Source organism: Azospirillum sp. A23 (assembly GCF_042938965.1).
In the GTDB taxonomy this organism is placed as follows: Bacteria; Pseudomonadota; Alphaproteobacteria; order Azospirillales; family Azospirillaceae; genus Azospirillum; species Azospirillum melinis.
Genome location: NZ_CP170663.1, coordinates 615,221 through 628,880 on the forward strand (window position 1 = coordinate 615,221; position 13,660 = coordinate 628,880).

General features: G+C 68.0%; 14 protein-coding genes. 7 read left to right on the top strand and 7 right to left on the bottom strand.

Features of this window, described 5'->3' with window-relative positions; all coding sequences use genetic code 11:
* Positions 1–111: 111 nt before the first annotated feature.
* The 3 genes from ABNQ40_RS02565 to ABNQ40_RS02575 all read left to right on the top strand — a co-directional run bounded on the left by ABNQ40_RS02565 (position 112) and on the right by ABNQ40_RS02575 (position 2,897).
* The gene (locus tag ABNQ40_RS02565; RefSeq protein ID WP_109050891.1) at positions 112–1,470 is read left to right on the top strand and encodes an Nramp family divalent metal transporter; all 1,359 of its coding nucleotides are present in this window, start codon (positions 112–114) and stop codon (positions 1,468–1,470) included.
* Between the two features lie 77 nt (positions 1,471–1,547).
* The gene (locus ABNQ40_RS02570) at positions 1,548–1,985 is read left to right on the top strand and encodes a hypothetical protein (RefSeq protein WP_391345460.1); all 438 of its coding nucleotides are present in this window, start codon (positions 1,548–1,550) and stop codon (positions 1,983–1,985) included.
* Between the two features lie 84 nt (positions 1,986–2,069).
* Positions 2,070–2,897 (top strand): MetQ/NlpA family ABC transporter substrate-binding protein, encoded by an 828-nt coding sequence (locus tag ABNQ40_RS02575; RefSeq protein ID WP_109050893.1) that lies wholly within the window; start codon positions 2,070–2,072, stop codon positions 2,895–2,897.
* 70 nt (positions 2,898–2,967) lie between these two features.
* Here ABNQ40_RS02575 and ABNQ40_RS02580 read toward each other — a convergent pair whose 3' ends face one another.
* Positions 2,968–3,465: a nuclear transport factor 2 family protein gene (locus tag ABNQ40_RS02580; RefSeq protein ID WP_247879918.1), complete on the bottom strand. Its 498-nt coding sequence runs from the start codon at positions 3,463–3,465 to the stop codon at positions 2,968–2,970.
* 293 nt (positions 3,466–3,758) lie between these two features.
* Between ABNQ40_RS02580 and ABNQ40_RS02585 the strand changes: the two genes are divergently transcribed.
* On the top strand, positions 3,759–4,136 hold the full coding sequence (locus ABNQ40_RS02585) for a hypothetical protein (protein ID WP_109050894.1): 378 nt from the start codon (positions 3,759–3,761) through the stop codon (positions 4,134–4,136).
* A gap of 11 nt (positions 4,137–4,147) precedes the next feature.
* Here the strand turns inward: ABNQ40_RS02585 and ABNQ40_RS02590 are convergent, their stop codons facing one another.
* The 6 genes from ABNQ40_RS02590 to ABNQ40_RS02615 form a co-directional block, all read right to left on the bottom strand.
* On the bottom strand, positions 4,148–4,684 hold the full coding sequence (locus ABNQ40_RS02590) for an HD domain-containing protein (protein ID WP_109050895.1): 537 nt from the start codon (positions 4,682–4,684) through the stop codon (positions 4,148–4,150).
* Between the two features lie 275 nt (positions 4,685–4,959).
* Positions 4,960–6,012 carry an agmatinase gene (gene speB, locus ABNQ40_RS02595; RefSeq protein ID WP_109050896.1) on the bottom strand — a complete coding sequence of 351 codons (1,053 nt, stop codon included), beginning with the start codon at positions 6,010–6,012 and terminating at the stop codon, positions 4,960–4,962.
* Positions 6,013–6,049: 37 nt separating this feature from the next.
* Positions 6,050–6,847 (bottom strand): ABC transporter permease, encoded by a 798-nt coding sequence (locus ABNQ40_RS02600; protein WP_109050897.1) that lies wholly within the window; start codon positions 6,845–6,847, stop codon positions 6,050–6,052.
* Positions 6,847–7,698 carry an ABC transporter permease gene (locus ABNQ40_RS02605; protein WP_109050898.1) on the bottom strand — a complete coding sequence of 284 codons (852 nt, stop codon included), beginning with the start codon at positions 7,696–7,698 and terminating at the stop codon, positions 6,847–6,849. The genes ABNQ40_RS02600 and ABNQ40_RS02605 overlap by 1 nt, the downstream gene beginning before the upstream one ends.
* The gene (locus tag ABNQ40_RS02610; protein WP_391345463.1) at positions 7,695–8,771 is read right to left on the bottom strand and encodes an ABC transporter ATP-binding protein; all 1,077 of its coding nucleotides are present in this window, start codon (positions 8,769–8,771) and stop codon (positions 7,695–7,697) included. The genes ABNQ40_RS02605 and ABNQ40_RS02610 overlap by 4 nt, the downstream gene beginning before the upstream one ends.
* Positions 8,772–8,899: 128 nt before the next feature.
* Entirely contained in the window at positions 8,900–10,009 is a 1,110-nt protein-coding gene (locus tag ABNQ40_RS02615) for a PotD/PotF family extracellular solute-binding protein (protein ID WP_109050900.1), read from the bottom strand.
* A 164-nt stretch (positions 10,010–10,173) separates the two neighbouring features.
* On the opposite strand from ABNQ40_RS02615, the gene ABNQ40_RS02620 reads away from it, so the two are divergent.
* The 3 genes from ABNQ40_RS02620 to ABNQ40_RS02630 all read left to right on the top strand — a co-directional run bounded on the left by ABNQ40_RS02620 (position 10,174) and on the right by ABNQ40_RS02630 (position 13,653).
* Positions 10,174–11,082 carry a LysR family transcriptional regulator gene (locus tag ABNQ40_RS02620; RefSeq protein WP_109050901.1) on the top strand — a complete coding sequence of 303 codons (909 nt, stop codon included), beginning with the start codon at positions 10,174–10,176 and terminating at the stop codon, positions 11,080–11,082.
* Positions 11,083–11,204: 122 nt separating this feature from the next.
* On the top strand, positions 11,205–12,800 hold the full coding sequence (locus ABNQ40_RS02625; RefSeq protein WP_109050902.1) for a gamma-glutamyltransferase family protein: 1,596 nt from the start codon (positions 11,205–11,207) through the stop codon (positions 12,798–12,800).
* Between the two features lie 136 nt (positions 12,801–12,936).
* Positions 12,937–13,653 (top strand): GntR family transcriptional regulator, encoded by a 717-nt coding sequence (locus ABNQ40_RS02630; RefSeq protein WP_109050903.1) that lies wholly within the window; start codon positions 12,937–12,939, stop codon positions 13,651–13,653.
* Positions 13,654–13,660: the final 7 nt, after the last annotated feature.

The window sequence follows — 13,660 nt, forward strand, 5'->3', positions numbered from 1 at the left end:
CCACCCGCCCGGAAAAATGTTCGGATGCTGAAAGTATAGCACCTTGCATACTCATTGTCCCGGTACATACTTGATTGATACCAGTTCGCATCTTGGCCGGGAGTCACGCCGATGTCGGAAGCCGAAGCCGCCCTGCCGCCACAACGGGCCTGGAGATATTCCAGCCCGGACGGGGAAGTCCGGCCGAGCCTGCCGGAGGTCCATGCCTCCATCGCGGTGCCGCAGGGCGGCCTGTGGCTGCGCCGGCTGCTGGCCTTCGCCGGGCCGGGCTACATGGTGTCGGTCGGCTATATGGACCCCGGCAACTGGGCGACCGACCTCGCCGGCGGGTCGCAGTTCGGCTATACGCTGCTGTCGGTCATCATGCTGTCGAACCTGATGGCGATCCTGCTGCAATCGCTGTCGGCCCGGCTGGGCATCGTCACCGGGCGCGATCTGGCGCAGGCCTGCCGCGACCACTACCCGCGCCCGATCAATTTGATGCTGTGGGTGGCGTGCGAGGCGGCGATCATCGCCTGCGACCTTGCCGAGGTCATCGGCACCGCCATCGCGCTGAACCTGCTGTTCGGCATCCCGCTGATCGGCGGTGCGCTGATCACGGCGCTCGATGCCTTTCTGGTGCTTCTGCTGATGCAGCGGGGTTTCCGCTATCTGGAGGCTTTCGTGGTGGCCCTGCTGACGGTCATCGCCGGCTGCTTTCTGGTGCAGATCATCGCCGCAGCCCCGCCGGTGGCCGCCGTGCTGCATGGCTTCGTGCCGACGACGCAGGTGGTGACCAACCCCGGCATGCTCTATGTCGCCATCGGCATCCTGGGGGCGACGGTGATGCCGCACAATCTCTACCTCCACTCCTCCATCGTGCAGACGCGGGCCTATCCGCGCACGGACGAGGGGCGGCGCGACGCCATCACCTGGGCCACCGTCGACAGCACCATCGCGCTGATGCTGGCCCTGTTCGTCAATGCGGCGATCCTGATCCTGGCGGCCAGCGTCTTCCATGGCAGCGGCCATACCGAGGTGGCGGAGATCGGCGAAGCGTTCGAACTGCTGTCGCCCCTGCTCGGGCTGGGCATCGCCTCGACCCTGTTCGCGGTGGCGCTGCTGGCGTCGGGCCTCAATTCCACCGTCACGGCGACGCTGGCCGGGCAGATCGTGATGGAAGGGTTCCTGCGGCTGCGGCTGCCGCACTGGATGCGCCGGCTGCTGACCCGCGGCCTCGCCATCATCCCGGTGGTGGTGGTAACGGCGCTCTACGGCGAAAGCGGCACGGCCCAGCTGCTGGTGTTCAGCCAGGTCGTGCTGTCGATGCAGCTCCCCTTCGCGGTCATCCCGCTGGTCCGCTTCGTCACCGACCGCGGCAAGATGGGGCGCTTCGTCGTGCCCGGCTGGGTCGCCGCGCTGTCCTGGATCGTCGCCGGCCTGATCGTCGTTCTGAACCTGAAGCTGCTGTACGACACCGTTCTGGGCTGAGCGCTGTTGTCATCGGGCGAGACGCGTTATGTGAAAGACTGTCCCAAACGGTTGCGCATCGCCGCGGAGGATCGGACATGACCATCGGCCGTCAGCGAATGATGTTGGTATGGCGCGGCGGGCTTCTCGCCGCGGCCACCCTGCTGTCCGCCTCCTGCGCCAACCCGCAGGCCGAACTGGCGTTGCGAGCGCCCGAGGCGATGGTGGGGATGAACAAGGGCAGCCTGCTGTCCTGCGCCGGCGTGCCGGAACGCTCCGCCGTCAACGGCGATGCGGAATATCTGGTCTACACGCGCCGGCAGACCCTGGTCGACCGCGACGTGGATTGGGAGCCCAGCCCCTGGCTCGGCCCGCGCGGACCGCTGCTGTGGCAACCCGACGTGACGACCTGGTCCCGGACCTACAGTTGCGAAGCGACCTTCGAACTGCATGGTGGGCGGGTCACCGCGGTGCGCTACAACGACAGGCGCGATCCCACGCTGTGCTACCAGATCGTCGGAAATTGCATGCGCTAGGCGCCGGCCGGTCAGGCTATCTGGCAGCCTCTCGGCACCCCGTCAACGACCGGGGGCCGCCGAGCCAAAGATCAAGGATTCGACATGCAAGGCAAAACAACGTCATGGCTGCGCCGGGCCGGACTGGCCGGCGGCATTGCGCTGGCCCTCTTCGCCGCCCAGATCGCCGCCCAGATCGCCGAAGCCGCGGCCGAGACCGTGAAGCTCGGCGTCATGGGCGGTGCGGAGGAGGAAATCGCCGAGGTGGCGAAAACGGTGGCGGCCGGCAAGGGTCTGACCGTCGAACTGATCACCTTCTCCGACTACAACATCCCCAACGCGGCGCTGGATGCCGGCGACCTCGACGCCAACGCCTTCCAGCACAAGCCCTATCTTGAGGCCCAGATCGCCGCGCGCGGCTATAAGATCGTGCCCATCGGCTTCACCATCGTCGAGCCGATGGGGCTCTATTCCCGCAAGATAAAATCCGTCGGCGATCTGAAGCCCGGTTCCAGCATCGGCATTCCGAACGACCCCAGCAACGGCGGCCGTGCGCTCAACCTGCTGGCGGCCAACGGCCTGATCAAGCTGGCGCCCGGCAAGGGCCTGTCGCCGAGCATCCTCGACATCGCCGAGAATCCGAAGGCGCTCAAGCTGGTGGAACTGGAGGCGGCGCAGTTGCCGCGCGCCTTGGAAGACTTCGACGCGGCGATCATCAACACCGACTATGCGGTGAATTCCGGCCTGACCCCGTCGAAGGACGCGCTGATCCAGGAGCCGCGCGAAGGCAACCCCTACGGCAACTTCATCGCCGCGCGGGAGAAGGACAAGGACCGTCCCACCCTGAAGACGCTGGTCGATTCCTTCCAGTCCAAGGAGGTCCGCGACTTCCTGGAGACCCGGTTCAAGGGCGCGATCCTGCCGGCCTGGTGACCGATGCCCTGCCGCCTCCCCACCTTTGCGGTTGGGAGGCGGCAGAAGCGGCGATCAGGTGGTCGGGCGGTCAGGCGGCCGGAAGCGGCGAGGCCTGGCGGGCGAGCAGCTTCCAGGCTCCGTCGACCTTCTTCCAGACCTGCAGCACCTTGATGTGGGCGGTGTTGGTCTTGCCGTCCGGCAGGTTGTTGACCGAATCGAAGGTGTGGCGGGCAACCGCGATGTCGCCGACCACCTGGATCGCATGGTCGCTGAGGTCCAGCGCCTTGAAGGCGTTCTTGCCGTCGAGGCTGCCGACGAAGGCGGCCTTGTCCTCCAGCCGGCTGTTCGAATGGCCGTAGGTCAGCTGGTCCATCGTCATCGCCCGCAGCGTGGCACCGTCGCCCGCCAGCATGGCGTCGCGAAGCCCGTTCACCGCCTTCGCCACCGCCTGCTGGTCGTCATCGGCGGCAAGGGCGCCGCCCAGCGGTGCGATGGCGGCGGGCATCGCCAGTCCGGCAGCGGCAGCGGCGAGCAGAGTGCGGCGCGAGCGGATGTGGCCGGATTTGAACGCAGTCTTCTTGAGCATGGTGACCCTCCCATTCGATTGCAGTCACGCCCACCCGAAACGTCGGCGGGCCCGCAATGTAATATACTAGTATCCACGTCAGTTCTACAAACCGTTCGGGTGTGCGCCGGTTCGCCGCAGAGGAACGGATCGGCCCCCCGATGGATTCCGGCCCATGGATTTCCAGTTGGCATGCCCCCATCCGCATGGGCTATGTGACTTTCCGGAGATCATCTTGTGATTGGCTGCGCCGGACGGGGCGGGCGGCTATGCTCCCGGCCGCGGAGACGGATTTGAGAGCGGGGGAGAGGGGCATGACGACCAGACGGCGAAAACTGCCGCGCAAGCGTAAGGGCCGGCAGGCGACCGCGGTTCGCGGGTCGGCAGGGGAGCCGGTCAACACCGGACGGCCGTCCCAGGGTGGTTTGACGACGGCCATCAGGGGGACCGCGGCGACCGCGGGCATGGCGGCCAAGGGCCGCGGCCGGGTGCGCTACGTGCCCACGCCGGATGCCGCCGCCGGCCGCTTCCTCAGCCCGGAACAGCAATTTCTGCTGAAGAAGCGGCGCGAGGCCGAGCAGCGCGAGGCGAAGGACCGGCGCACCGCCTTCGCCATCATCCTGGTGCTGGTGCTTCTGGCGGCGGGTGCGGTCGCCGGTCTGGTCTGGCTCTGGCGGTCGTCAGCCCTCTGACATCGCCGCGCTCAATGCGTCGCCCCGGCCAGCGCCGCGGCATAGCGTTCGGCCAGCAGCGGGCTGGCGGCGGCACAGGCCTCCGCCACGAGGCGGGAGCCCTGGACATAGGCGTCGGCCCGCTCGACGCTCCAGGACAGCGGGCGTTCGACCGCCAGCGCCTGCAGGATTGAAATCTGCTCGGCAAGCTTGATGCGCTTGGCCCCTTCGGGTGCGGCGGCGAGGCGGGCGGCCTGGATCGCCTTGCGCTCGGCAATCGCCTTGCCGACATCCTCTGGCGCGTCGCTGACCGCGGCGACGAGGTCGGCGACCTCCTGCCCGAATCGTCGGGCCAGATCGGCGACGTTGGTCAGCCCATCCTCGACCGCGTCGTGCAGCCAGGCCGCGGCGATCTCGGCGGGCGTGCCGCCGGCCTGCGCCACGAGTTCCGCCGTTTCCGACAGATGCGAGACGAAGGGCGTGCGCGCCCGGTCGGGCCGATAGGTGCCGTCATGCAGTTCCGCCGCATAACGCAGCGCCGCGATGACCACTTCCTTGTCCATAGACATGTGCTCTCCTCCGCGCCGCGGGCGGGCGGCGGAGGCCATGGCCCGTCCCGGCGGCGACAGTCCGCAAGGATGCCCGGCCGGGCTGCGCCCGCGGTGAAGGCGCGGCGGCGACCGATCCCGAATGTTCGCAACCGGGTAGGGAGATGGTCCGCCCTCGTACGGCCGAAGTCCAGGCCCTCGGCCGGCGGCACATCGCCGCGGTCTGACCTCCAGGGTTAGCGGAGCAAGGCGGAAACCGCCTTCGCCCGCTACACGCGCACCTTCGGCTGCCGGCCTCAGCCCCGCCGCTGCTCCAACGCCTTGACGGCAAGGCACAGGATCTCGAACAGCATCTGCGCACCGGCCTGGGCCGTGGTGGTGTTGGCGTCATACTGCGGCGCCACCTCCACCACATCGCCGCCGATGACGTCGAGCCCAGCCAGACCGCGCAGAAGCTCGATGGCCTCCCGCGTGCTCAGCCCGCCGACCTCCGGCGTGCCGGTGCCCGGCGCGAACACCGGATCGAGGCAGTCCACATCGAAGGAGACATAGACCGGCCCGTCGCCGACCACCCGGCGGGCCTGCTCGATCACCGCGGGAATGCCGCGCTGCGCCACCTCCTCGGCATGGATCACCGTCATGCCGGACTCGTAGGAGAACTCCCAGAGGAACTCGGTGCTGCCGCGGATGCCGATCTGCACCGTGCGCTCCGGATCGAGCACGCCGTCCAGCACCGCCTGGCGGAAGGGGCCGCCATGGTGGAACTTGGACCCTTCGTAGGGGCCGCCGGTGTCGCAATGGGCATCGAAATGGATCATGCCGACCGGCCGGTCCCGTCCCACCGCCTTCAGGATCGACTGGCTGATCGAATGGTCGCCGCCGACGGACAGCGGGATCACCCCGGCATCCCTCACCTTGTTGTAGAAGCTCTCGATGTCGTGGTGGCAGGCCTCCAGGCTGAAGCGGCTGGACAGCGGCACATCGCCGACATCGGCCATCCGGCAGGCCGCCGCCGGCACCATCTTCAGCACATATTCGTAAGGACCGATCCGCTCGATGGTCCGCACCGCCCGCGGACCGAAGCGGGCACCGGCGCGGTTGGTCACCCCCAGATCCATCGGCACGCCGATCAGCGCAACCTCCAGCCCGCCGAAATCGGGCAGTTCGGGCGCGTCGGGACGGTATGGCGCGTCGAGCAGGGTGGAGACACCGGCGAAGGGCTGGGTCCGCCGCCCCCCGGCGGAGAATTGCAGGGCCGCGACACGCTGGAACTCGGGAGAGTGGATGTCGGCACCGCCGCTGCCGCTGTATTTCTCGCGCAGACGGTTGAGCTTGTCCGGATCGATCATTTCGAAAGGTCTCCTGTCAGAAGGTCAGTCGGCCCAGTCAGTCCTGCCGTATCCAGGCGCCCAGCAGGCGCGGCAGGTCGCCGAAGCGGGCGATCAGCCCGAAGACGGCCGCGGTCAGCAGCACGAACAGCACGGTGACGGCGGCCATGGTCGGCGTGTAGCCGTAGCGCAGGGCGTTGAAGATCTTGATCGGCAGCGTTTCCAGCGTGAAGCCGGCGACCATGTAGGCGACGATGTATTCGTTGAGCGACAGCACGAAGGCGAAGGCGAAGCCGGAAATCATGTATGGCCGCACCAGCGGCATCACCACCGTCCGCAGCACGGTGCGGTCGTCGGCCCCCATGGTCGAGGCGGCCTCGACAAAGCTGCGGTCCACCGCGCCGAAGCCCAGCGACAGCGTGACCAGCGGCAGGGTGACAAAGAAGACGGCGTGGCTGACCACCACCGTCCACGGCTCGCCATACTGTCCGAAAGTGGACCAGAAGCTGAGGAACCCCAGCGCGGTGATGACCGGCGGCAGGATGAAGGGGGCCATGCCCAGCACCTCGAACGCCCGCGCCCAGGGCGCCCGCCAGCGCCAGATGAACCACGCCAGCGGAAAGGCGATGGCGACCGCCAGCGCCGCCGACGACGCCGCCACCACGAGGCTGGCGATCAGCGCCCCGCGCCAGCCGGGATCGGTGAAGATCTCGGCATACCATGCCAGCGACAGACCCTTGGGCGGGAAGTCGAGCGAGCGTTTGGCGTTGAGTGATACCCCCGCTACCACCAGGATCGGCGCCGCCAGGACGAGGCCGATCAGGCCGGCCATCAGGCTGTTGAGCCAGCGCAGCATCACGCCTCCTCCTTGCGTCCGAACAGCAGGGACAGCCCGACCAGCGCCAGGCTGATCAGCACCAGGAAGACCGCCATCGCCGCCGCGAACGGCATGTTGGACTGGTAGATCGCCTGATCGGTAATCAGCACCGACAGGGTCCAGTGCTGCGGCCGTCCCAGAAGCTGCGGCAGCAGGTAGCTGCCCAGCGCGAAGACGAAGGCCATGATCAGGGTTGCGACGATGGTGTTGCGCTGGGCCGGCACCACCACGGTGAAGAAGGCCTTGAGCGGCGAGGCCCCCAGCGTCCGCGACGCCTCCACCAGCGCCGGGTCGAGCCGGGCCAGCGCCGGATAGAGCACCAGCACGGTGTAGGGGAAGGCCTGATAGACCATGCCGGCCAGCAGCGCGCCGAAGCTGGGCGACAGCGATTGCGGCTCCGCCATCAGCCCGACCGCCACCAGCAGGTTGGTGATGCCGGCGGTGCGCGACAGCAGGGTCGACCAGGCGAAGCCGATGATCACCTCCGACAGCGACAGGATCGACAGCAGGAAGACCAGCCAGCGCACCTGGGCCGCCCGCGGCAGCCGCGCCAGCCGATAGGTGAAGGGGAAGCCGATGCCGACAGCCACCACCGCCACCAGCGCCGCCAACTCCAGCGAGAAGGACAGAACGCCGCCGAAGAAGGCGCTGAGAAACCGTTCGTAATTGGCGAGCACCAGATCGGGCTCGTAGAAGCCGCCGGGAATCCGGCGGGCGACGCTGACCGCGATCATCAGGCCGAAGGGAATGACGAAGAAGACGACCAGCATCAGCGCAGGAAACAGGATCGGCGCATGTTCGCCCAGGCTGCGGGGGGCGCGGCGGATCATGACGACCGCTCCCCGGCAGTTTTGCCCTCCGGCGGCAGCACGACGCAGGCCTCGGCCGGAATCTCGACGATGACGGCGGCGCCCGGTTCGACCGCCGGGCGGTCCTGCGGCCGGGTCAGCGCTACGATCTCCCGCCCGGCGACATCGATGCGGAACTCGACGCTGGCGCCGAGATCGCGGACGAAGGACAGGGTCCCGGCCAGCCGGTTTGCTCCATTGGGCGCGGTCGCCGGATGCAGCAGCACCTCCTCCGGCCTGACCGACAGCAGGGCGCGGCCATGCGGCGGCAGTCCGGCGAGGACCAGTTCGCCCCCCGGCACGCTGGCGCGGCCGGGGGCCGTCACCTCGCCTTCCAGCAGGTTGGTCATGCCGATGAAGTCGGCGACGAAGGCGTCGGCAGGCTGGCGATAGACTTCCATCGGCGGGGCGGCCTGACGGATCCGGCCCTCCGACATCACCACCACCAGATCGGCCATGGTCATCGCCTCCCGCTGGTCGTGGGTGACGACGATGGTGGTGATGCCCAGCCGCCGCTGAAGCTGCTTCAGCTCGATCTGCATCGCCTCGCGCAGCTTGGCGTCGAGCGCCGACAGCGGTTCGTCGAGCAGGAACAGCTTCGGTTCCAGCGCCAGGGCGCGGGCGATGGCGACGCGCTGGCGCTGACCGCCCGACAGCCGCGACACCGGCCGGTCAGCCATGCCGGGCAGGCGCACCAGTTCCAGCAGGCTGTCCGCCCTACGGCGGCGCTCGTCGGCGGGAACGCCGCGGATGCGCAGGGGATAGGCGATGTTCTCCCCGGCGCTGAGATGGGGAAACAGGGCCAGCGACTGGAACACCATGCCGAAATCCCGCTTGTGTGCGGGGGTCGCGGTGATGTCGCGGTCGTCGATCAGCAGCTGACCGCCGGAGGGTTCCTCCAACCCGGCGATCATCCGCAACAGCGTGGTCTTGCCGCAGCCGGAGGGCCCCAGCAGGCAGATGAACTGACCGTGCGGGATGCGCAGGCTGGCCCCATGCACCGCGGTGAAGCTGCCGTAACGCTTGGTGAGACCGTCGAGAACGAGGGCGGACATGGCGGGCCTTCGGATCGTTCGGAAAAGACGGAGTCCTTCCCCCGGCCTTCTGGATTTCCGTGCGATTCACGCTTCAGACGAGTCCGTCTGAAGCGACCGCACTCGGGGGGAGGAAGGGCACTCGCGGGTCAGCCCACGATCATTTCCGTCCATTTCTGGTTCAGCCAGTCGGCCTTCGACACATAGAGGTCGTAGCGCGGAACGATGGGCGCCAGATCGGAGGAGACCGCGGCGAACTCCTTGTCCGTCAGGTCGGTGGCCGACCGGTCGATGGTCGGCGAGGTGCCGACCTTGCGCGACAGCAGCGCCTGGATTTGCGGCTGGCACATATAGTCGATGAAGACGTGAGCCAGATCGCCGGCCTTGGACGCCTTGGACACCGCCCAGCTGCCGGAATCGAGGATGCCGCCCTCCTTGGGGAAGGTGGAGCGCACCGGATGGCCGTCGGCGGCGGCAAGTCCGGTGACGTCGTGGTAATACTGCCCCATCGGGACCTCGCCGGACTTCAGCGCCGCCTCGAACTGCGCCTCGTCGCGGTACCAAAGCTTCACATTGTTCTTCAGCTCGGCCAGCTTCTTGAAGCACTCCAACTGGCCCTGTTCGCTGTCGAGATGCTTGGGGCCGCCGAAGAAGGTGGCGGCGGTCACATCCAGCAGGAAGGAGTTGGAGACCAGCGCCAGCAGGCCGAGCTTGTCCTTGTTGGCCGGGTCCCACAGCGCCGCCCAGCTTTCCGGAGGCTGGGGGTAGCTCTTGGTGTTGGTCACCAAGGTGATGTACCAGGACACCGCACCGATGCCGGACAGCCGGCCGTCGGGATACTTGTTCATCAGCGCCGGCTTGACCTTGGCGGCGTTCGGCAGCCTGGCGGGATCGAGCGGCGCCCACAGTTCGGCGGCCATGCCCTTCAGCATCGCCACCTGGGACATCATCGACACGTCGGCCGGAGCCTGCTTCGCGCGGGCCGCCTGTTCAAGCTGGATCAGCCACGCCTCGCCCGTAGGTTCGGCCACCGCCTCCACCGCGATGCCGGTCGCCTTGGTGAAGTCCGGGAAGATGTGCTTGTCGAAGCTGTCCTTGAAATAGCCGCCATACACCCCGACCTTCAGCGACTTCGATTGGGCCCGGACGATGGAGGGAAACCCCACCGCCCCCACCGCCGCAGCTGCGGCCGCCACGCCCGCTCCCGCCAGCACCGCCCGCCTGCCCAATCCCCTGCCCAGTCCCGCGCCGATCGTCATAGCGTGTCTCCCTCTCGTCGTTGGTCAGCCCCGATGGAAGTGCATGACGGAAGTAGACGGCGACTTTGCGTTCCCACACATCCGGAATTTTTTGTATCTTACTTCGACAGGAGCCGAAGTAAGTCCGGCCCAGACCCCATCCAGGCCGGAGCACTTCCGACACCATGAGCCGGATGACCATCGAGACCGCCGATCTGCGGCTCTTTCGCCTGTTCATGACGGTGGTCGAGGCCGGCGGCTTTACTGCGGCGCAAGGCGAACTGAACCTGTCGCTTTCCACCATCTCAACCCATTTCGCCGAACTGGAAGGGCGGCTGGGAGTGCGGCTGTGCCGGCGCGGCCGCTCCGGCTTCAAGCTGACGGAGGAGGGGCAGGCGGTCTATGACGAGCTGCGGCGGGTGTTCGACACGCTGGACCGCTTCGGCGCCCGCGTGCGGGGACTGCGCGACCGCCTGACCGGAACCCTCAGCATCGGGCTGGTGGACAACACGCTGACCGACGCCAATTTCCCGCTGGAGCGCGTGATCACCCGCTTCGCCGACGCCGCCCCCGAGGTCAACCTCGCCATCGCCACCCGGCCGCCCAACGAACTGCTGCGCGACGTGGTCGGCGGCGAGTTGCACCTCGCCATCGCCAGTTTTCCGCGGATCGTGCCCGGCCTCTCCTACATCGACCTCTACACGGAAACCAACCTGTTCTATTGCGGGGCCGGCCATCCGCTGTTCGACCGTCCGGACGACATGGTCGATCTCGACGAGGTGCGCCGGCACCGCTTGGTCGCCCGCAGCTATTGGGGGGCGCGCGACATCAAGATCTTCGCCATCAGCGCCCCGCATGCGACCGTCGGCGACATGGAGGGTGCCGCCCGGCTGATCCTGTCCGGCCGCTATCTCGGCTATCTGCCCGACCATTACGCCGCCCCCTTCGTCCAGGCCGGACGGCTGCGCGCCCTGTTGCCACGGGTGCTCTCCTATCACTCGCCGTTCCAGATCGCCGTCCATGGCGACCGGGCCAGGACGCCGGTGGTCGATCTGTTCATGACCCTGACGCGGGAGGAGATCGCCAGCCGCTGATGCCCCGTCAGATCTCCTCGCTATGATGGGATTTGGTATACCATATCGGCAGAACGGTGGAGGATGCCCGCGCATCCGGCCCTTCACCGCAAAAAGCCAACATCGGGGAGTCGACGGAGACCATGCGCAACTTCGAAGAACCGGGCCGGTCGCTCGCCATGGGGCGCAACGGCATGGCCGCCACCTCCCACCCGGCGGCAACCCTGACGGCGGTCGAAATCCTCAAGGCCGGCGGCACGGCAATCGATGCAGCGGTGGCGGCCTGCGCGGTCCAGAGCGTGGTCGAAGCCGGCTCGACCGGGATCGGCGGCGACTGCTTCGCCATGGTCGCTCCGCAGGGCGGGGCCGACATCCACGCCTACAACGGCTCCGGCCGCACCCCGGCAGCGATGACGCTGGAGCGCCTGCGGGCGACAGGCGTCACCGCCATCGACCGCCACTCCCCCCACGCGGTCACGGTGCCGGGTGCGGTGGATGCCTGGACGCGGCTGGTCGCCGACCATGGCCGCCTGCCCCTGAGCGAGATCTTCGCCCCGGCCATCGCCATGGCGCGCGAAGGCTACGCGATCACGCCGCGGGTGTCGCACGACCTCGCCAAGCAAACCGATCTGCTGCGCCAGAGCCCGCCGGCGGCGGCCACCTTCCTGGTGGACGGAGAGGCTCCCGCCGCCGGCACCGTCCAGACCCAGCCGCTGCTGGCCGACACGCTGGAGGCCATCGGGCGCGAGGGACCGGACGCCTTCTATCGCGGTGCCGTCGCCGAGGACATGGTGGAGTGCCTGCGGGCGGCGGGCGGCTTCCACAGCCTGGAGGATTTCGCCGGGGCCAGGGGCGAGTATGTGACGCCGATCCGGGCCGACTATCGCGGTCGCACGATCCATGAATGCCCGCCGAACGGACAGGGCATCATCGCCCTGATGATCCTGAACATCCTGAAGCGCTTCCGCCCCACCGGCGATCCGCTCGACCCCGACAGCCTGCATGTGGAGATCGAGGCGACGCGGCTCGCCTATGCCGCGCGCGACGCCTTCCTGGCCGATCCGGCGCAGACCGGACCGTCGATGGTGGAGCATCTGCTGTCCGATGCGCTGGCCGACGAACTGGCCGCCCGCATCGACACCGCCCGCGCGCTGGAGATCGGTGAGGTGTTCGACGCTGTCGAGCACAAGGACACCGTCTACATCGCCGTGGTCGACAAGGATCGCACGGCGGTCAGCTTCATCAGCTCGATCTTCCATCCCTATGGCAGCGGGCTGATGGCGCCGCGCTCCGGCGTGCTGTTCCACAACCGGGGCCAGAGCTTCTCCCTGGCCGACGGGCATCCAAACGTGGTGGCGCCGCGCAAGCGGCCGATGCACACCATCATTCCGGGCATGGTCAGCGAAAACGGGCGCGTCAGCCTGACCTTCGGCGTCATGGGCGGGCATTACCAGGCGATGGGCCATGCCCATTTCCTGTCGAAGCTGTTCGACCATGGGTTGGACATCCAGAGCGCCATCGACCTGCCACGCCTGTTTCCCCTGCCCGGCACCCTCACCGTGGAGGCGGAGACGGCCATCCGCAGCAGGGCGGGGGCGGAGTTGGCCCGCCGGGGCTTCACCGTGGCGGCGCCCACCGGGGCCATCGGCGGCGCCCAGGCCATCGCCATCGACTGGGAGCGCGGAACCCTGCTGGGCGGCTCCGACCACCGGAAGGACGGGTGCGCGCTGGGCTACTGACGCGCCACCGGCGGCGATACCGTGCAGAGGACCATGGTCGCCGCACCATGGTCCTTCGACTACGAAGCAATGACCGTTGACAGGTCCTTTATCGCGGTTCACATTGTCAACAATCGACTGTCTACGGCGAGGGCGCATGGCTGACGGAGCGAAGGGCAAGGCTGCGGGATCGGTCCTGGCACGCGTGCCGAAAGCGACCTTCCGCGCCCACATTGCGGACGGGTTGCGGGCCGCGATCCTGAATGGCGACATCGAGCCCGGTGCGCAGCTTGTCGAGACCGCGCTCGCCGACCAGTTCGGGGTCAGCCGCGGTCCCTTGCGCGAAGCCATGCGGCAGTTGATCGACGAAGGGCTGCTGATCGCCGTGCCCTACACCGGCACCCATGTCGTCGGCCTGTCGGTCGATGACGTGCGCGAGATCTATTCGATGCGCGTCACTCTGGAGATCTTCGCCTTCGAGCAGATCTGGGCGCGCCGGGACCAGGCGTTCCGCCAGGGCCTCGTCGCCCGGCGCGATGCGCTCACCGCCAGCATCGACGCCGAGGACGATGCCGCCAGCATCGTCGCTGAGCTGCAACTGCACGGCTTCGTCTATGAGGCGACCGGGCACAAGCTGCTGATCCGGACCTGGGACAGCATCCGTGGACGCTTGCAACTCTATTGGGCGGCGCACCACCGGGCGCACGGCATCCGCGGTCCGCGCCGCGATGGCCACGACCGCTATGTGGCGATGGCGCTCTCCGACGATTTCGAGGCGCTGAAGTCCGAAATCACCGACCACATGGCCCGCGGCGGCCGGCAGACCGAAGACTTCCTGCGGGGCCGCGAGTCCCGCACTGTCCAAGGCTCCTGACGGCACC